The sequence below is a fragment of the Massilia cavernae genome (assembly GCF_003590855.1).
In the GTDB taxonomy this organism is placed as follows: Bacteria; Pseudomonadota; Gammaproteobacteria; order Burkholderiales; family Burkholderiaceae_D; genus Telluria_A; species Telluria_A cavernae.
The window spans coordinates 36,091-53,785 of the sequence record NZ_QYUP01000149.1 but is presented as its reverse complement, the minus strand read 5'-3'; the positions used below and the strand labels follow the sequence as shown (position 1 = coordinate 53,785).

General features: G+C 60.1%; 19 protein-coding genes. 9 read left to right on the top strand and 10 right to left on the bottom strand.

Annotated features, from left to right (window positions below):
• Positions 1–2 precede the first annotated feature (2 nt).
• From D3872_RS19900 to D3872_RS26705, 3 genes are all read right to left on the bottom strand, one after another.
• A complete protein-coding gene (locus D3872_RS19900; RefSeq protein ID WP_119812442.1) occupies positions 3–1,124 on the bottom strand; it encodes a M14 family metallopeptidase in 1,122 nt (373 codons plus the stop codon).
• Between the two features lie 81 nt (positions 1,125–1,205).
• Positions 1,206–1,610 (bottom strand): hypothetical protein, encoded by a 405-nt coding sequence (locus D3872_RS19895; protein WP_229459432.1) that lies wholly within the window; start codon positions 1,608–1,610, stop codon positions 1,206–1,208.
• A 122-nt stretch (positions 1,611–1,732) separates the two neighbouring features.
• The gene (locus tag D3872_RS26705; protein WP_229459431.1) at positions 1,733–2,146 is read right to left on the bottom strand and encodes a KGG domain-containing protein; all 414 of its coding nucleotides are present in this window, start codon (positions 2,144–2,146) and stop codon (positions 1,733–1,735) included.
• A gap of 364 nt (positions 2,147–2,510) precedes the next feature.
• On the opposite strand from D3872_RS26705, the gene D3872_RS19885 reads away from it, so the two are divergent.
• The gene (locus D3872_RS19885; RefSeq protein ID WP_119812440.1) at positions 2,511–3,068 is read left to right on the top strand and encodes a hypothetical protein; all 558 of its coding nucleotides are present in this window, start codon (positions 2,511–2,513) and stop codon (positions 3,066–3,068) included.
• A 44-nt stretch (positions 3,069–3,112) separates the two neighbouring features.
• On the opposite strand, the gene D3872_RS19880 is transcribed toward D3872_RS19885, so the two are convergent.
• The 4 genes from D3872_RS19880 to D3872_RS19865 are packed head-to-tail and all read right to left on the bottom strand — an operon-like array spanning position 3,113 to position 6,651.
• Positions 3,113–4,369, bottom strand: a complete 1,257-nt coding sequence (locus D3872_RS19880; RefSeq protein ID WP_119812439.1) for an FAD-dependent oxidoreductase — start codon at positions 4,367–4,369, stop codon at positions 3,113–3,115.
• Positions 4,366–4,665: a (2Fe-2S)-binding protein gene (locus D3872_RS19875; RefSeq protein ID WP_119812438.1), complete on the bottom strand. Its 300-nt coding sequence runs from the start codon at positions 4,663–4,665 to the stop codon at positions 4,366–4,368. The genes D3872_RS19880 and D3872_RS19875 overlap by 4 nt, the downstream gene beginning before the upstream one ends.
• Entirely contained in the window at positions 4,619–5,752 is a 1,134-nt protein-coding gene (locus D3872_RS19870; RefSeq protein ID WP_119812437.1) for an NAD(P)/FAD-dependent oxidoreductase, read from the bottom strand. Before D3872_RS19870 ends, D3872_RS19875 begins: the two co-directional genes overlap by 47 nt.
• Positions 5,753–5,754: 2 nt before the next feature.
• Complete coding sequence (locus D3872_RS19865) at positions 5,755–6,651, bottom strand: dihydrodipicolinate synthase family protein (protein WP_119812436.1); 897 nt, start codon at positions 6,649–6,651, stop codon at positions 5,755–5,757.
• A gap of 260 nt (positions 6,652–6,911) precedes the next feature.
• On the opposite strand from D3872_RS19865, the gene D3872_RS19860 reads away from it, so the two are divergent.
• The 5 genes from D3872_RS19860 (at position 6,912) to D3872_RS19840 (ending at position 11,755) form a co-directional block, all read left to right on the top strand.
• Entirely contained in the window at positions 6,912–8,102 is a 1,191-nt protein-coding gene (locus tag D3872_RS19860; protein WP_119810180.1) for an IS4 family transposase, read from the top strand.
• A gap of 62 nt (positions 8,103–8,164) precedes the next feature.
• Positions 8,165–8,914, top strand: a complete 750-nt coding sequence (locus D3872_RS19855; protein WP_229459430.1) for an AraC family transcriptional regulator — start codon at positions 8,165–8,167, stop codon at positions 8,912–8,914.
• Positions 8,915–9,123: 209 nt separating this feature from the next.
• A complete protein-coding gene (locus D3872_RS19850; RefSeq protein ID WP_119812435.1) occupies positions 9,124–10,131 on the top strand; it encodes a glycosyltransferase family 2 protein in 1,008 nt (335 codons plus the stop codon).
• Positions 10,132–10,140: 9 nt separating this feature from the next.
• Positions 10,141–10,725, top strand: coding sequence for a D-glycero-alpha-D-manno-heptose-1,7-bisphosphate 7-phosphatase (locus D3872_RS19845; RefSeq protein ID WP_119812434.1), 585 nt, complete (start codon positions 10,141–10,143; stop codon positions 10,723–10,725).
• A complete protein-coding gene (locus D3872_RS19840; protein ID WP_119812433.1) occupies positions 10,703–11,755 on the top strand; it encodes a glycosyltransferase family 9 protein in 1,053 nt (350 codons plus the stop codon). Before D3872_RS19845 ends, D3872_RS19840 begins: the two co-directional genes overlap by 23 nt.
• Before the next feature lie 55 nt (positions 11,756–11,810).
• Here D3872_RS19840 and D3872_RS19835 read toward each other — a convergent pair whose 3' ends face one another.
• Entirely contained in the window at positions 11,811–12,086 is a 276-nt protein-coding gene (locus tag D3872_RS19835) for a hypothetical protein (RefSeq protein WP_147373938.1), read from the bottom strand.
• A gap of 418 nt (positions 12,087–12,504) precedes the next feature.
• On the opposite strand from D3872_RS19835, the gene D3872_RS19830 reads away from it, so the two are divergent.
• Complete coding sequence (locus D3872_RS19830; protein ID WP_119812431.1) at positions 12,505–13,815, top strand: tyrosine-type recombinase/integrase; 1,311 nt, start codon at positions 12,505–12,507, stop codon at positions 13,813–13,815.
• A gap of 885 nt (positions 13,816–14,700) precedes the next feature.
• Positions 14,701–15,474: a hypothetical protein gene (locus D3872_RS25340; protein WP_147373937.1), complete on the top strand. Its 774-nt coding sequence runs from the start codon at positions 14,701–14,703 to the stop codon at positions 15,472–15,474.
• 577 nt (positions 15,475–16,051) lie between these two features.
• Here the strand turns inward: D3872_RS25340 and D3872_RS19820 are convergent.
• Positions 16,052–16,642: a hypothetical protein gene (locus tag D3872_RS19820; RefSeq protein WP_147373936.1), complete on the bottom strand. Its 591-nt coding sequence runs from the start codon at positions 16,640–16,642 to the stop codon at positions 16,052–16,054.
• Positions 16,643–16,768: 126 nt separating this feature from the next.
• Here D3872_RS19820 and D3872_RS19815 point away from each other — a divergent pair, with 126 nt between their 5' ends.
• Complete coding sequence (locus tag D3872_RS19815; RefSeq protein WP_220476972.1) at positions 16,769–17,008, top strand: helix-turn-helix domain-containing protein; 240 nt, start codon at positions 16,769–16,771, stop codon at positions 17,006–17,008.
• Between the two features lie 38 nt (positions 17,009–17,046).
• Here the strand turns inward: D3872_RS19815 and D3872_RS19810 are convergent, their stop codons facing one another.
• Complete coding sequence (locus D3872_RS19810; RefSeq protein WP_119812428.1) at positions 17,047–17,688, bottom strand: hypothetical protein; 642 nt, start codon at positions 17,686–17,688, stop codon at positions 17,047–17,049.
• Positions 17,689–17,695: the final 7 nt, after the last annotated feature.

Sequence of the window (17,695 nt, the reverse complement as noted above, 5' to 3'; positions counted from 1 at the left end):
GCTCAGTCCAGGGAACTGAGGATAGGCTGCAGGATCGCCGCGCCAAGCTCGCTGCTGCGCGCGCCGTTCCAGCCGGTGTACTGGTCGGGCAGGTCGGCGTTGTCCTTGAACGGCATTTCCAGCGTCAGCGACAGGCACTTGAAGGTGTGGCCGATGTACTTCGATGCGAGCGTCAGCAGTTCTTCGTTGTACTTGGAGGCTGCGTAGCCATATACGTTCTGGAAGTCCGGGCTGGCGGCCATGTACTGGTCGACGAAGGCCTTCTGGCGTGCCTCGCGCTCCGGCGTGAAGTCTGCCAGCATCTCGTTACCGGCCACGAAGTTGTACGGCAGCGCTTCGTCGCCGTGGATGTCGAAGAACATGTCGACGCCGGTCTCGTGGATCTTGTTCTTCACGCACAGCACTTCAGGGCTGCGCTCCAGCGTCGGCGTCATCCATTCGCGGTTCAGGTTCGCGCCGGCCGCGTTGGTGCGCAGGTTGCCGCGCACCGAGCCGTCCGGGTTCATGTTCGGTACGATGTAGAACACGGCGCGCTGCAGCAGCTTGCGCGCGATCGGGTTGGCGTTGTCCAGCAGCGCGTCCATCATGCCTTCGACGAACCATTCGGCCATCGTTTCGCCCGGGTGCTGGCGTGCGATCACCCAGATCTTCTTCTCCGCAGCCGGATTGCCAATGACAACCAGGTTCATGTCACGGCCGTCGATGGTGGTGCCGATGTCCTGCACGCGCGCGATCGGGTTCTCGGCCACTTCGCCCAGCAGGCGCAGGTGGCGTTCCCACGAATACGGCTCGAAGTAGGCGTAGTAGACGCTATCGAGTTCAGGGGTGTGGGTGACGGTCATGACCTGGCCGTCGAAGGTGGTCGGCACGCGGAACCAGTTTTCAGTATCGTAGCTGGCGCAGACCTTGTAGTCTTCGAAGCCCTTGGCGTAGGTCGCCTGGCCGGCGTTGAGGAATCGGATCGTGCATGCCTGGCCGCGCGCGCCTTGCAGGCGGAAGTGGAACCACTGGTGGATGTCCGCGTGCGAATCGCTGCGCAGGTTCAGGTCGATCTGCTTGGCGCTGTCGGCCTGCACCACTTCGATGGCGCCGGAGTCGAAATGCTGGCTGATTTTGATTGGCATGTCTGATCCTTTTGTGGATGTGTCAAAAAGAACAGAATGATACCGCACGCGCACCGCCAGATGCGCGCCGGCGGTGCGCTTTTACTGCACCTCGAGGTCGATCAGGTCCTTGCTGTACGCGTTCATCATCTGGCGCATCAGTTCGACGTTGGAGCGATTAAGCAGCACGGTCAGGTCCGGACCTTGTTCCATCGCAAAGGTCATGCGGATGGCGTCGTGGAACTGCTTGCAGTTCACCGTGTAGGCACGTACCACGCTCGGGTCTTCCCAGTCGTATTGATCGATGCGCGGCAGCCCCGGAGGCTGCGGCAGGTTGGGGTCCTGGTTGACAGGCAGGTGTTTCAGCAGCCAGAACACAATCGTCGCAGGAATGTGGATCGACGTATCTCGGGCGCCATTGCAGGCGAATTTCGTCAGCAGCAGGTTGCCGATGCGGTCACACGCCATATTCAGGCTTTTTACTTCACGGATTATCGGGCTTTTCACGACAGCGCTTCCTTGTGGGTATAAAAACAGGCGCGACGATTCTAACCTATCCGTAGGGCAATTTGGCCAAAAAACAAAACGGGAAGCCGCAGCTCCCCGTCCTGTGTCAGTTCGGCGCGATCCTAGCTGTCGCTGCCTGATTTGCTGCCGCTGCGGCTGTCGTCGCGGCCACGCTGGTTGCTGGCCTGATTGCTGGCCTGGTTGCGCTCGGATTGCTCGTTGCGCTGGGTGTCCGACTGGCGGCTGCCCTGGTTGATTTCAGACTGGCGGCTGCCCTGGTTCATCTCCGGTTGTTGCTTGCCGCCCTGGCGGCTAGGCTGCTTACCACTTGCGCTGACGCTGGCATTCGCCGACTGGCGGTTGCCGTGGCTCATGCTGCCGGCGCGGCGGGCTTCTTCCGAAGTGAATTCGTGCGCAGTGCCCTTTTCATGGGCTGCTTTGCCGCCCTGGCTGGCAATCTCGCGCTGGCGCTGCGGGTCCATCGAAGCGAAGCCCCTGTTGCTGGTCCCGCTGCCTTGTTGTTTGTTTGTAGCCATGGTGTTCTCCCTTTATCCAATTACCCCCTCGCCCACGCGACGGAACTGCTCGGACCACCGGCCGTGGGCCGATGAGTAATCGAGCAAAATCATCATAGGCACCACTGATGCATGCAGGTATAGGAGATGGTTGGAAGAGTTTGTAGGACTAGATGAGATAGAAATTGCACTTAAAAAATTACGTTTTGAGTTGCAACTTTTTATGCACGATGTCCTACATTTGTGCGCTCTGTGGACTGATACAGCTGACCTCCTTCGGCGCGCATGATGGTCGTCCAGCAAGGCCAGTGCGGATTGGACGGTTAGCCACCTCCCCCGCTGTCGTGGACTTCAGGATCCTCCTAATACCGTAAAGGAAATGAACATGAATTCGAATCAACGAGACCAAGGCAAGCAATCGGATAAAGGCGGAAGCGAAAAAGATCTCTCGGCATCGCGCAGCGGTGCGGACCAAAGCAACAAGCGCCAGGAGAACCTGTCGCAGCAATCGCAGGACAAGGGTAGCCGTCAGTCCGGTTCGCCCCAGGATGATCCATCGTGGGGCCGTGAAGGCAAAGCCCAGCCAACGGGCGCCAGCCAGCAATCCAGCCAACAAAAGGGTTCGCAGCAGCAGGCAACGCAAAAGCCCGGCTCGCAGACCTATGCCACCAAGGACAAGGGTTCGCAGCAGGCGGGCCAGCAGCAAGGTTCCCAGCGTTCTGACTCGCAACAGTCGGGCAAACAGCCTGGTTCGCAGCAGCAAGGTTCCAAGCGTTCGGATTCGCAACAGTCGGGTTCACGCGACAGCCTCGAACGGGTAGGTACCCAAACGGGCGGCAGCCGCGGCCACCTGCACGCGGATGAACTTATGGATGAAGACACCGGCCTGTCCAACAAGGGCAACCGCCAGTCGGCAGATGACATCGATGAAGGCCAAAAATAAGCTAAGCAAAGCAACGCTGGGCGCCGTAGCGACATGACGCCAGACTAATCGTCAGGCAACCGCGCGAGGACTGCGGCGCTGGTCGGAAAGACCGGCTCGCGCAGTCCTGGCGCTTCCCATCCGTACAGGAACTGGCACGCCGTTCCGCACACCCTTCCCTGGCAAGCTCCCATTCCCGCACGCGTTTGCAGCTTTGCGCTGCGCCAGCCAGTATGCTGCATCAGCTCCGCGGCACGCACGTCTTCGCAACGGCAGACGATTGTCTCTGGCGTGCACAGCGCACGCAGCGCTTTGTCCAATCCAAAACTTTTACCGAGCAGCCCCGCGAACCTGTGAGCCTGTGTGCGCGCCTTCAGGTCTTGCGCCGATGGCGCCTTCCCGCATGCAGCAAGTCCAGCTATGCGCCCTTCCGCCAGGGCCTTGTCCACGCCGCCGATGCCGGTTGATTCGCCTGCGGCCCATATTCCTGTTGCGCTGGTTTGCTGCGTGCTGTCGGCGATGATGCATCCGCCTTCGCTGCGGCAACCGAACAGCATCGCCGTTTCAAGGCTTGGAACGAGCCCGAATCCGCAGGCGAGGAAGTCGCATTCGACTTCCGTGTCGCGGCCGTTGCGCCGGACGACAACGCTGCGCAGGCGTGTATCGCCTTTGGCTTCGATGACAGTTGCACCGGCATGGAACACACCCGCACCAATCGAGGCGCCTAGCCGGATTGCCTGCGCAAGCTTGTTTCGGTGCGAGATTGCGAGGCCGGCGGCAAACCGGGCCAGCTCGGGCATGGGTTGGTGCTCGGCCACCAGCGCCAGCTTGCCGCCGCTCTTTCGTACCGTGCTTGCCGCAGCAAGCAGCAGCGGGCCGCTTCCCGCCACCACCACGCGCTTGCCGGCTACCGGCATGCCGCCCTTGACCAGCGCCTGCAGCCCACCGGCGCCGGTCACGCCCGGCAGTGTCCAGCCGGGGAACGGTAACAGCAGTTCGCGCGCACCGGTGCACAGCACCGCGTGGTCCCATGCCAGGTCGCGCGGCGTGCCGCCTTCGTCGAGCAGCAGCCTGCCCTCGCCGGCCTTCGCTACGATTCGCGCCCCGGAAATCCATTCGATCAGGGCGTTGCCGCGCAAAGCCTCCCACAGCGCGTCGGCACGCCGGTCATGCCAGCGGCCTGGCCCACCGCGCCATATCTGGCCACCGGCTTGGGGATTCTCGTCGACGATCGCTACCCTCTCGCCACACGACGCGATGGCGTGCGCCGCCGCCAGTCCCGCAGGCCCGGCGCCGATGACGAGGATCGGATGCGCGCTCACTTCGCGGCCCCTGTGTCTATCCGCATGCCATCCCTGCACGCGGCCTGGCATGCCAGCTGATGCGGCCGTCCGTCGATGCAAACGCGGCACTCCTGGCACTGTCCCATGCCGCACAAGGCGAAGCGCGGTTCACCGCCGACCGATATGCGCGTACACAACGAGTCCAGCAGCGCCAGCGCAGCCACGACGCTGGCGCCGGCCGGAACGCTTACCGGCTCGCCATCGACATGCACCGTCACTCGGGGAATTTCAGTCCGCACACCATGCCTCCAGCTCCCTGAACCGCGACGGCGCATACGGCGCCGCGCTGATCTCGCCCTCACGTCCCATGACCTGGTCGGCCAGCAAGCGAGCCGTGGCGAACGACGTCGTCACGCCCAGCCCTTCATGCCCCGCCGCCAGCCAGACGCCGCGGCGGCCCGGGTGTGCGCCGATGATCGGCCTTCCATCCGGCGACGCGGGCCGCATGCCTGTCCATGCGCGGATGATGTTCATGCCCGCCAGGCATGGCAGCAGCTCGATCGCGCTGCGCATCACGCCGGACAACGCAAGCGGGTCCAGCTCCGTACCGGTCTGCCCATCCTGCCTGCACGAGCCCACCAGCCACTGTCCGCTGGCGCGCGGCTGCACGTTGGCGGCGACGGCCAGCGAACCGCTGCCGGCCTCTGTCTGCCCATAGCTCATGCTGACCACCTGGTGCGACAGGCGGCCGGGATAGCGGTCGGTAATGGCAAGGTGGCCCTTGCGCCCGAAGACCGCCACCTCGGGAAGTAACGCGCCCACCTGCGCGCCAGCGGCGACCACGATGTGCCTTGCTGTGATTCGCGCGCCGTCGGCGATGATCGCCTCGCCTTCGCGCACGTCAACCGCGCGGCAGCCGACGAGCAGTACCCCGCCCTTGCGTTCGAAGTCACGCGCAAGGTGGTCGGCCACGGCGGGCGGGTACACCACCATGTCTCCGCTGACGCGCACCCCGCCGCACAGCCCGCGCCGCAGTTCCGGTTCCAGCACTCGTACCTGTTCGCCGCGAACCAGGTCGGCGCTCCAGCCGCGCTTCGACAGCTTCAGCGCACGCTGTTCAGCTTCCGCCAACTGGTGCTCGTCCTCCGCCACCCACAGCGTGCCGCAGCGGAGCGGGTCGCCCACGCCGGGATGCTGGTCCAGGAATTCGCGCCACAGGCGCAGCGAGTACAGGCACAGGTCAAGCTCGTCGTCGCTTTCATCGAGCGCAACGAGATGGCCCATGCCTGCGGCGGTAACGCCCGATCCGGGCGAAGCCGCATCGAGCAGCGCTACCGATATGCCTTCATCCCGCAGCGCCGCGGCGCAGGCCGCGCCGACAATGCCTGCGCCGATGACGATGGCGTCGAAACTGCCTGGCATCGTCAGTCGAAGCGAGGCAGCTGCGGGCGCACTTCCATGGCGGTGCGGATGACCTTCTCCGCACGCGCGCGCGTCTCGCCTTCCAGCGGCATGCGCGGCGCGCGCACGCGTTCGTTGGAACCGATGGCCATCGCTTCGGCGAGCTTGATGTTCTGGACCAGGTAGGTGGAAACGTCCAGGTCCAGCAGCGGCCGGAACCAGCGATAAATGTCCAGCGCCTCGCGCTGGCGGCCTTCCTGCATCAGCCGGTAGATGGCCACCGTCTCCTTCGGGAAGGCGACCACCAGCCCCGCCACCCAGCCCACCGCGCCCACCGAAAGCGCCTCGAAGGCCAGGTTGTCGACGCCAGTGAACAGGTCGTAGCGCCCGCCCAGGCGGTTGATGATGTCGGTGCTGCGGCGGATATCGTCCGACGATTCCTTGATCGCGACGAAGCGCGCATCGTCGGCCAGTTCTTCCAGCATGTCGCAGGTCACATCCACACGGTAGGCCACGCGGTTGGAATAGATCATCACCGGCAGGTCCGCCGCCTGCGCGACCGCGCGCAGCGTGGCCACGGTTTCCTTGTGGTTGCTGTGGTAGATCGTGCTTGGGACCACCATCAAGCCGTCCGCGCCGGCCTTGGCCGCCTTGGCGGCAAGCGCGCAGGCGTCGCGCGTGGCCGCTTCGGCGACCGTCAGCAGCGCCGGCTTGCCGCCGCTTGCGCGCTTGGCCACGCGCAGCACTTCCAGCCGTTCGTCATGCGACAGCATCGGGCCTTCGCCCAGCGAGCCGCAGGCGATCAGGCCATCGCATCCTGCGTCCATCTGCAGGGCGAAACAGCGCTCCATCTCGCCGATGTCGAGCGAGCCGTCTTCGTTAAACTTGGTTGTTACCGCGGGAATCACGCCTTGCCACATGCTTGCCTGCTTTCTCCGGAGGACCGGTCAGTTGTACCAGGTTGCCAGATTACCCTGCGCCGGCCCTCCGGTCTTGATCGATGAATGCAGCCCCAGGGCCGAAATCGGCACAATCCAGGACGGCCCCTGAGCCTTCCCCTCAAAAATTGCTTGTAAACAGGCTGGATGCCTGTTAACTTCTAATCCCAAAAACGGCGCATGCATGGCTGTGTTAACCCTTTCGTTTGTAGCGACCAAACTGCGAACGAAAGGAACAGACTATGCATGCAGGACGAATCATACAAGATTTGTTAGCCGATCAATGCCCATCGATACACGCCAAACGCCGGCATTGCCTTGCCTTGATGATTGAGGCGGCGCGGAGTGGCGGGCTTGGTTTGCTGAAGATGAGTAAGTCTGTGCAAGGCTCGAGCTCATTGCGTCATCGCATCAAGCGCTGTGATCGGCTGTTGAGCAATCCCCATCTGGCGACCGAACGCGTGGAGATATTTCGCGCAGTCGCGCAGCGCGTCTTGCAAGGCCAATCGAAGATCAGCATTATCGTGGACTGGTCCGATTTGTTAGCCGACATCAGCCAACACGTGCTGCGTGCGGCTGTCGTTGTGAAGGGCCGCGCTATCGTCATCTATGAAGAGATACACCCCACCGCGCAGTATGGTGCGGCTTCGGTGCACCGCGAGTTCATGAAGACGCTACGCTCGGTGCTGCCAGCCCATTGTCAGCCCTTGATCATCACCGATGCCGGCTTTCGCGCCGCGTGGTTCAAGATGCTCGATCAACTCGGGTTTGCCTGGATAGGACGCATCCGAAACCGCGACATGGTGACCCCCAGTGGCAAAAGTGACTGGCGCGGTTGCAAAGAGCATTTCGCGGACACGAAGGGACGTGCACGCGACCTGGGGAGCTTCAATTACGTCCGTTCGAACCCTGTGCCATGCCGTTTGGTGATGATCAAGAGAGTACCCAAAGGGCGCACATGCAAGACTGTGTTCGGGAAAAAATCGCAGAGCCACCATAGTAAGAAGCAGAGCGCAGGGCAACGGGAGCCGTGGTTGCTGGCTGTTTCGCCACGCCTGTCGAGGCTCAGTGCCAAGGCGGTTGTTAATTTGTACCAGGGCCGCATGCAGATCGAGCAGACGTTCCGCGACCTCAAAAGCTCCCAATGGGGAATGGGGCTCAGCAGCAGCCAAACACGCAAGCCACATCGACTCACCATCTTGTTGCTCATCGCATCGCTGCTTGCGTTCGCGCTGTGGCTGATCGGCTTGGCCGTACGCCGCAACGGGTTCGCTGTTCACTATGGCAGTCGCAAGAAAGCGGCTGCCACCCTATCCATCCTGTCGCTAGCGCGCCACTGGCTGCAATATCACAGCTCGGCACTCTTAACGCGACGTCAAATCGCCGAAGCGTTGAACGAGCTCGGGTCCATGCTCGAGACGTACGAAATATGAGGGGAAGGCTCAGGGACGGCCCTCCAGCTTATACTGGTGGATTGCGACATGGCGGAGGAAAAATGGAGACAGGTGACATTGCGCTGGCCTCGGTGGACCTGGCATCGCTCGAAAGCCTGTTCGATGCGCTGAGCGACGTGGCCTTCTTCGTCAAGGACCGCGACGGCCGCTACCTCAGCGTCAACACCACCATGGTGCGGCGTTGCGGACTGCGCGAGAAGGCCGACATCGTCGGCAAGACCGCGCTCGAGGTCCATCCGCGCCCGCTCGCGCAGGCCTACATGGCGCAGGACCGCCAGGTGATCGACCAGGGCGTGGCGATCCGCAAGCACCTCGAACTGCACCTCTACCCCACCCGCAGCCATGGCTGGTGCCTGACCAACAAGACGCCCTTGCGCGACGCAAACGGCACAATCATCGGCCTGGCAGGCACCTCGCAGGACCTCGGCCTGCCGGGCGACCAGAACCCGGTGTACGGCCAGATCGCCAACATCGCGGACCACATACGCGCACACTACGCCGACAACGTGTCGATGGAAGAGCTGGCGCGCAGGGCCGGACTGTCGCTTGCGCGCGTCGAGCGGCTGTTCCAGAAAGTGTTCCACTACTCGCCGCGCCAGCTGCTTCTGCAAACGCGCCTATCGGCGGCAATGGCGATGATCGAATCCGGCAGCCAGGCCAGCATCGCGGACATTGCCTACGCCTGCGGCTACACCGACCACAGCGCGTTCAGCCGGCAATTCAAGGCGCACACCGGCATGAGTCCGGTGCAATACCGTGCCCACTGCCACGAGCCCGGCGGCAACAGCTGATTCTTGCGCCCGGCGCACTTGCCCGGCTCCGCATCCAGAAACGACCTTCGCACTTGATTCAGATCCAGCGCACGCGTTAGCGCAGGAACTGGCTCGCCTTTCGCGGGATCGAACCACCCGCATCGTCGCGCACCGAATGCCGTCTGCGGCGGCGCATGGATGATGTCGGGGCAATGGGGCGAAGGACGTCGTAAAGGCTGGAGACAACAATGCAAACAACGCCAGGATCCACCGGGCAGGATGTGCCCGACGTAACGGTAGTGGTGCCGACCTACGGCAGGGTCGACCTGCTCGACCGCTGCCTCGATGCGCTGCTACACCAGACGCTGGAAGGGTGCCGGTTTGAAGTCATTATCGTCGACGACAATCCGCGCCGCAACACGCGCCAGCTGGTGGCCGTGTGGCGCGCCAGCGCGGGGCCGCGCGGGCCGTTCATCCTGTACCTGCCCAATCACATCAACCATGGCCCCGCCGCCGCGCGCAATGCCGGGTGGCGCCATGCGCGCGCGCCGATCATCGCGTTCACCGACGACGATGCCGTTCCCGCCCCCGGCTGGCTGCGCAACGCGCTCGATGCCTTCGACAAGGACACCGACGCGGTCTCCGGCAAAATCCAGATGCCATTGTCCGGCACGCCCACCGACTACCAGCGCGAGGCGCGCCGGCTGGAGCAGGCCGAATTCGTGGCCGCCAACTGCTTCTGCCGCAAGTCGATACTGGAGAAAGTCGAGGGCTTCGACGAACGCTTCCAGTCCGGCTGGCGCGAGGACAACGACCTGCACTTCCGGCTCCTTAAAATCCGCGCCGCCATCGCCCTCGCGCCAGACGCGTTGGTGATCCAGCCCGTCCGCCCTGCGCCGTGGGGTGCGAGCCTGTTCCAGCTGAAGAAAACGGCGTTCGACGCCCTGCTCTATAAAAAGCATCCACAGCTGTACCGCCAGAAAATCGGCGCCACGCCGCGCTGGGACTACTCCGCCATCGTCGCTGCGCTGCTGATTGCCCTGGCCGGACTGGTGGCGGGCAGCACGCCCGTTGCGGCCACCGGCGCTGCTGCATGGTGCCTGCTGACCGCCATGTTCTTCGTCAAGCGCCTGCGCGGCACTTCGCGCACGCCCTCGCACATCGCCGAACTGGTTTTCACCTCGGCGCTGATCCCGCCGCTGGCTGTGTTCTGGCGCATCGCGGGCGCCATCCGCTTCCGCGTCCGCTTCGCGTGACCATGAATCATGAAAGCCATCTTCCTCGACAAGGACGGCACGCTGGTCGACGACGTGTCCTGCAACGCCGAACCGCGCCGCATCACCCTCGCGGCCGGGGCAGGTCCCGGCCTGCGTCTGCTGGCACGGCTCGACTATCGCTTTTTCGTCGTGACCAACCAGGATGGCATCGCACATGGTCATCTTGAACTCGACGACGTCAAGGCTGTCGCGCACCGGCTGGCCGACCTGATGTTCCGCGAACAGCTTACGCTCGAAGGCTTCTACTTCTGTCCGCACCATCCCGAGGGCAAGGTCGAAAGGTTTTCGCGCGAGTGCCACTGCCACAAGCCGCAGCCGGGCATGCTGCTGCAGGCGGCGCGCGAGCACGGGATCGACCTGCGTTCATCGTGGATGATCGGCGACATCCTGCACGATATTGAAGCCGGCAACCGGGCGGGCTGCCGCACCCTGCTGATCGACAATGGCAACGAAACCGAATGGCGGCTGGGGGCACGGCGGATCCCGACCCGGATGGCGCGCGACCTGTATGCCGCCGCCGTGCTGATCGAAGAAGAAGACAGGGTCCGCGATGAACAACGCCGCGTGGAATGATGCGCGCAGCGTGCTGTGCATCCGCCTCGACTCGCTCGGGGATGTGCTGATGTGCACCCCCGCGATACGCGCGATCAAGCAGTCGCGCCCAGGCCGCTGCGTGTCCCTGCTCACCTCGCGCGAAGGCGTTGCGGCTGCACCTTTCATTCCAGAGGTGGACGCCATCATCGACTACGCGGCGCCGTGGATGGAGGCAAGCGGCGCGCACCATCCCGCAGCCGACACGGAATTCATCGCCTCCATCGCCGCGCGCCATTTCGACGCGGTGGCGATTTTCACCTCCTTCGGCCAGAGCGCCCTGCCCGCCGCGTTGACCTGCTACCTGGCCGGGATCCCGCTGCGCATTGCCCACTGCCGCGAGAATCCGCGCCGGTTACTGTCTGACTGGATTCCCGACCTCGAGCCAGCCACGCTGATCAGGCACGAAGTGCGGCGCCAGCTGGATCTGGTAGCCAGCGTCGGATGCACCGCCGCCAGCCTGGGCTTGTCCTTTTCGGTGCTCGATAACGATGTCGAAGCAATGCGCGCCCGGCTGCTTGCTGCGGGCATCAACCCGGATCGCCAGTGGCTGCTGCTCCACCCCGATTCCAGCGCGCCGCCGCGGCGCTATCGGTCCGCACACTGGGCCGATGTCATCCGCGACATCGCGCGGCGCACCGGTGTGCCGATTATACTGGCGGGGAATGCCGCAGAGCGGCCCCTGATCGATGAAATCCACAGGGGCTGTGGCGACGCGGCATGCTTGCTGGCGGGGGAGTTGAACCTCGGCGAACTTGGAGCGGCCATCAAGCTTGCCAGCGTCATCATCTCAAACGACACCGGTTCTGTTCACTTGGCTGCCGCGGTTGGTACGCCGGTGGTCGACCTGTGCGCGCTGACGGCTCCCCAGCACACGCCGTGGCAAGTTGAAAGCCTGGTATTGTTCAACGACGGCACCGCGCCGGCGCGAGTGGTCGATGCAGCATGCGCGCTCCTGGCACGCAGTGCGCGGATGATGCTGAGAGCGATGATGCACAAGCCGAACGGCTAAATCATTCGCGGCACCAGCTTCCGACGATTGGGCGATGCAAGCGTTACGTGCAAGATTAGAAGAGATTGACGGCTCTGGCCAGCAAGCCAAGAACTGCAAGCAATGTCGTAAACTGGATGCCTACCACCCAACGCATCTCCGTGCGGAGTTCCTTGTACCGTTCATTGGACTCGTTTCGAGCCTCGCGAATTTCTGAGCGGAGTTCCGCTCGCATCTCAATAGACTCGCGCCGAGCGTCTCGAAACCCCTCGTCCATCCGGCGACGAATCTCATCCACCAACTTTACGGTGTTTTCCGAAATGGCTTCTAACGATGCGATGCGTGGTTCCATATTCAGATGCTCGCGCCGCGTTCTCGCCGTGTCAAGTCGTTCGCCCAATCGTGCATAGGATAGTCCCATCGTGGCGCCTCACCATTCCTCGACATCACGGTCATCGTCGACGCAGTTGAGGTATCGCGGGCAACAAATGACAAACCCACCACACTGCATATTAGACAACTGTCTAATATGCAGTGGTGGGTTCATATACAGGATGAGTCGTAAGTCGTTGAATCTATTGGTCGGGACGGTGTGATTCGAACACACGACCCCTTGCACCCCATTTAAAGAACTATCTATCTAACACCATCGCCATTCATCGCTTATTCGCCTATAATCAATAACTTAGCGGTTTCAATCATCCAAACTCATCCAGCATGAATTGATTGAACCCAACTTTTTCTAGGGCACAGATAGGGCACGAAACGATATGGCAGACTTAACGGTACAGGCGATCCAGAAGCTACAGCCAGCGGCAACCTACAAGAAATATAACGCCAGCCCCGGCCTGTTCATCGGCGTGACAAGCAGCGGGGAAAAGCTTTTCATCGTTCGCTACTCAGTCAACGGTAAGCAGATCGACTACCGCCTGCCTAAGCCCTTCGGCCCGAAGTCGGACGCCGCTCACATCTCACTGTTAGACGCGCGGGCGAAGGCAGCAGAGATACGCGCACTGGGCAAGCAAGGCGTCAACTACCAGCAGAAGCTAGACGCGGACGCCGCCGCGATAGCAGCCCAGTCAACCCAGAAGGCAGTAGACAACTACACGGTAGCCGACCTCTACGACGCATGGTTTGCTACCACTCGACGTAAGGACGCCGGAGCCGAACTCACACGGTCGTTCAACCGGGACGTACTCCCCATCCTCGGCCATATGAAACTACGCGACTTGGAGGAAGGCCACGTACGCGCCCTACTCCTGCCAATCTCCAGTACAGGGACCAACCGCAAGGCCGTCGTCATTCTCAACAACTTGAAGCAAATGTTCAAATGGTCTAATGGTCGCAAGCCTTGGAAGCTGCTTGTTGACGACCCTACTTGCAACCTCAAGCCGCAGGACATCACACAGCCTGACTACGAAGAAATCGAGCGGGATCGCGTCCTGTCACACGACGACATCCGGGCACTTGCGAAACAGCTTCCAAAGGCCAGATTGGTCAAGACCACCGAGATTGCAATCTGGCTTGCCCTGTCCTGCTGCACCCGCATCGGTGAGACGATCAAGGCGGAATGGAAGCATGTGGACCTAGAAGGCGGCACTTGGCTCATCCCGGAGGCGAACACTAAGGGCAAGGCTCCAGCGCATACCGTCCACCTCTCGGCCTTCGCCATCCGCCGGTTTAAAGCCCTGAAGGCTATCACCGGTACAAGCACTTGGTGCTTTTCCAGCGAAGACGACACATGCCACCTCGACGTGAAGTCACCAACCAAGCAGATCAGCGACCGGCAAGCCGCACTGAAGGCATCCAAGCCACTAACGAACCGCAGCAAGGCTGCCGACTCCCTCGTACTGGGCACTGAAAAGTGGACGCCACACGACCTACGCCGGACCGGAGCCACCCTACTTCAAAGTCTCGGCGTGGAGCAGCACATCATCGAGCGCATGACCAACCACGCGGAACAGAACCGGATGCAGCGCATCTACCAACGCCATGACTACGCCGACGAACAGCGGGAAGGCTGGGCGAAGCTGGGCAACTTACTCGACCAACTGACCAACGCCCCGAATGAAACTTTATAACATCCAGAGTGGATGGGCGGTCTTCTCACCATCCGCTAGCCACAGGCACGCACGCAGGGCCCTCACAGCCCCGCTATGGCACGAATAGTAGTGAGTTGATTACCAGCCCAGCCCGCCTCTCGCACAAGCCTCCTAGCGCCTCTAATCGCATCTACCAAGCCCCCCCCGGCATTGTTACGCACGCCCGGAAGGAATGGGGACTGCCAACGTCCAAGCCATGCACCCTCGTCCGCAAGCCGCCCACACCTCTAGGAAGAAGCAGACTTCTGACCGAAACGGAAGAGATAAAACTGCTTGATGAACTCAAGCCAGTACGCCGGAGAAGTCCGTGGATGCTTCCATTGGTACCCCCTCAGCAATGGGGCCTAGCGTGCCGTACAGCGTCGCTAGTCGCTCAACGGCACCTCATTGGAGTATCCCTCCGTACGCAGCGTCAATGCGCCCTACGCGCCCCTAACAGGCTCGCTCACTTACCGCACGACTAATCAAACTCTATCGATGAATTGAAGCAGCACACGAGAGGTTAGCAAATGGACGCTTGTGGTTAATTCCTACACGGGGAAATTCCCCACATTTCACCTGCTTTAGTCCATTCATATTCGAGCTGCTCGTATCGCCATGTATAAACGCCAAAGGGGGGTTTAGCCTTTATATGCACACACAAAAGTTAAAGTCAAGATTTTTTGACTTTCCTGCTCATGCATGCCAAAATCCGGTGTCTGTGGAAACGGTTGAGGGGCAGCGTAAGATGCCTCGACCTCGATATCCGCCCTTATTCCGAACTGCATCCCTAACCGGAAAGTTCGGTTTTTTTATGACCTTGAAAGCCTGCAATGCACAAGACAACTAGCGCCGTTCGCGGCATTACCATAAAGGACTCAACCCATGACCCAAATAGCAACCCGCCATCCCCACCATAAATACCCGCCGTTCCTGCCAAACAACTTCTACGAGGCACCTCAGTACGCGGCGTTTCGGCCTTCAGTCGCCATCAATCATCCCGGCGAAGCTATCCTTCCTTATCATCAAGATTCCGATCTTGGTGTACCTCTAGCACTTTGTACTGGTAAGCCAATTGCACTGACGGCGGAAACGCCGAGTGCGTCCAGACCAAAAGCTCGACGAGCCCAATGGGAGTCGCAAGCTCGGGCACGTGAAATTCACGGATGGTTGGAAAATCTGCATCTTCAATATGAACTTCATACGCAAGCCAAGGGAAATGCACCCATCCACCGGGCAGCGCCCTGTAATGGCGAGCGCCCAAATGCCTGTCCAGTCCCAGGAATTTTGCCTGCAACCAAGCCGGGCAGGGGTAGGCCGAAGAAAGTCGTTGTAAATCGGCTAAAGCCCTATCTACAGCGTTTCATCTTCCCCAAGGATGCACTGGTAGCCCTCCCATTCTTTGATGACATCGTTGCCGGTACCGTACGTGCTGACATGGGTGGCAACACTCGGTCATTCGGAAAAACATTGATGGTCAGTTTTCTCCAACGCTTGGATGTACTCTCCGCTGAAGCAATTCAAGAGGAAATGAAAGGCTCGTTGCGAAACGCTCAGAAAGTGGCAATGTGCCTCCGAGTCATCGAGTGCGAAGCGGTTAAGGTCGCAGAACAGCATTGGCATCAATCCTCCGACATCGATTGGTCAGATTTGGATTAAACGCCACCTAATAAAGAGCCGTGCGGAAGCGAGGCTCGCATATTCTGCGTAGCTGCAAAGAAAGCTATAACGTCAACCTGCACGGCAAATTGTGCCAACAAGTAAAAAGCGATTTAACGCCACCTAATGAAGAGCCGTGCGAAAGCGAGGCTAGCGTAAGCTTGAGTTTTTGCAAAAGCCGTAGCCGGAAGGCTATCGTGTCGACCGTAGCCGTTCCTTGCACAGCTTCGAACTACCGCATTCCATGCAGTACTGACTAACTGACACCCCCCTAACGGGGTTGCCCTTATCTTGCAAAAATATGGCGAAGCCATGTAGTACGACATAGCTCGTGCAATATGTGTTGCCTCAGCTTTGCCATGCAACAGCTATCGCACATGTCCTGCTATGTTTTTTTGATGTAGGGCGTTTGGAGTAGTTTCCGTGGAACGTGCCGTAAGCAGTGGCCGGGGCTGTTCGCAGCCCTAACGGGTTTCGTACCTCGATGTATGACATGGCCTTGCCATGCTGTAGGACCATTTGCGGTGCACACGGCTGAGCCTGAGCTAACGCCACTCAGGCTCCGGCCCGCCTACACTTAATCCAATGACAGGTCGAACTTTAGGCCGTTCGCAAGGGTTTTAAACTTGCTGGACTCTTGTCCGAAGTTGTCCGTACCACTTGATGCAAGTGCGGTCATCCACTGAGCCACAGTTTCTTTCGCCTTACCTTTCAACTTTTCGTCTTTAAATGCACGGATGAATCCCCGGGCAGGGTCCACAGTCTCATCGTTATTCCGTGCGATGCAAGACTGCACTGCACCGGGAATGTTCGCTTCGGATGCCGCTTCATTCTCTAAAGTTTTCCGGGCCATTTCTGACAGACGCCTTCCGCGCATGCCCATCTCAGCCGAGATGACCTTGATGTTAATTGTTGAATCAAGCATCACCGTCAAGCTTTGGTGAAGGATTTGACACGTTTGAACTGACTTTGCCAGCTTGTCGATGTACTCAAGATTAGCCTTTACTTCATCCGATGACATAGGCTCAACTTGCTTCGCTTCTTGAACTGGCATCGCCTTGACTGCCGTTGACGCTGCCTTGCCCTTCTTTTCAACAGCAACCGCCGATGTTGTGGCAGTAACGGTAGCCCCGGCCAATAGTGCCATAGCAATCCATGTCTTTTTCATCGCATCCCTTTATCGTATTTTTATCAAAACCTGTGGAGAAGCTATCCCAGCAGATGTGAACGGATGCTATCACATGCTACTCAAAGTCTGTAGACCCAAAGTCATCCTCCTCTCACGCTACTGTGCGTGAAATCTGATAAAACGAAACCTACACAGCGACAACCAGCCAAGATTCAGTTCGGACTGGTCCTTCGGCATGCCCGGGAAGCGTTGAACCTGTCTCAGGAAGCTTTGGCCGAGCAGGCTGGGCTGCACCGCACCTACATAGGTCAAGTAGAACGGGGAGAGCGGAACATTTCCGTGGACAGCATGGAACGCTTGGCTCAAGCCGTCGGAATGGAATTGTGGGAGATGTTGCACCCGTAACGGGGACGGTAGCCCGACCGTATCTACCGGGCACACAGTTAACGACTGATCGCCTTTAATTTCGCTTCTCGGAACTCCTCTTCACTCAACACGCCCTCAACCAGCAATCGGTGAAGTGCACTAACCTCGGCAGCAACGCCGGGAGGCGAAATCGCCTTAACGTCATCTTGAATAAGTGGTACGGCACGCGTGGTTGAGGTGTGAGCAACTGCCAAGATTTTTGACTCCCAATCCCTGCCCATCTTCATAGCACTGAGTTCCCCGAGAGCAGTCTCGTCGACTCTGACGAAAAGGCAAACCCGCAACACTGGAAACTCTGTATCGCGAAAATGGACGCACAAGTTGATCTCTTTCGGTCCAGAGTTAGTTGAAAACTTAGCGAACCCTGTCTTTCTCGACACCGACGCCTCGCCAACCTGCTCAACTTCTACACTGATAAAGGTATCTGCGGGGAGCACCTTAACCTTGACTATCCCGTTGTCGCGTAACCCGACTGCAAATCTTCCCGACTCAACACTACACGCTATGGCAGCGCGATCACTTGCGAGAACTTCGCTTTTGCTGAAGTCGGGTAACGTAGATATCTGTTCGCGTAGTTCCTTCTTATTGTTTGCCGCACTGACCATAACGGCCACAACAATTGCAACCGCCACACAGACTACAAATAAAACAAGAAGCATCGGTTAC

Coding starts and splice junctions, on each gene's coding strand:
- D3872_RS19870 (WP_119812437.1), bottom strand. CDS start 5,752: ATGCCAGGCAGTTTCGACGCCATCGTCATCGGCGCAGGCATTGTCGGC.
- D3872_RS19820 (WP_147373936.1), bottom strand. CDS start 16,642: ATGAAAAAGACATGGATTGCTATGGCACTATTGGCCGGGGCTACCGTT.
- D3872_RS19875 (WP_119812438.1), bottom strand. CDS start 4,665: ATGCGCCGTCGCGGTTCAGGGAGCTGGAGGCATGGTGTGCGGACTGAA.
- D3872_RS19855 (WP_229459430.1), top strand. CDS start 8,165: ATGGAGACAGGTGACATTGCGCTGGCCTCGGTGGACCTGGCATCGCTC.
- D3872_RS19885 (WP_119812440.1), top strand. CDS start 2,511: ATGAATTCGAATCAACGAGACCAAGGCAAGCAATCGGATAAAGGCGGA.
- D3872_RS19850 (WP_119812435.1), top strand. CDS start 9,124: ATGCAAACAACGCCAGGATCCACCGGGCAGGATGTGCCCGACGTAACG.
- D3872_RS19845 (WP_119812434.1), top strand. CDS start 10,141: ATGAAAGCCATCTTCCTCGACAAGGACGGCACGCTGGTCGACGACGTG.
- D3872_RS25340 (WP_147373937.1), top strand. CDS start 14,701: ATGACCCAAATAGCAACCCGCCATCCCCACCATAAATACCCGCCGTTC.
- D3872_RS26705 (WP_229459431.1), bottom strand. CDS start 2,146: ATGGCTACAAACAAACAACAAGGCAGCGGGACCAGCAACAGGGGCTTC.
- D3872_RS19810 (WP_119812428.1), bottom strand. CDS start 17,688: ATGCTTCTTGTTTTATTTGTAGTCTGTGTGGCGGTTGCAATTGTTGTG.
- D3872_RS19830 (WP_119812431.1), top strand. CDS start 12,505: ATGGCAGACTTAACGGTACAGGCGATCCAGAAGCTACAGCCAGCGGCA.
- D3872_RS19835 (WP_147373938.1), bottom strand. CDS start 12,086: ATGGAACCACGCATCGCATCGTTAGAAGCCATTTCGGAAAACACCGTA.
- D3872_RS19865 (WP_119812436.1), bottom strand. CDS start 6,651: ATGTGGCAAGGCGTGATTCCCGCGGTAACAACCAAGTTTAACGAAGAC.
- D3872_RS19840 (WP_119812433.1), top strand. CDS start 10,703: ATGAACAACGCCGCGTGGAATGATGCGCGCAGCGTGCTGTGCATCCGC.
- D3872_RS19860 (WP_119810180.1), top strand. CDS start 6,912: ATGCATGCAGGACGAATCATACAAGATTTGTTAGCCGATCAATGCCCA.
- D3872_RS19900 (WP_119812442.1), bottom strand. CDS start 1,124: ATGCCAATCAAAATCAGCCAGCATTTCGACTCCGGCGCCATCGAAGTG.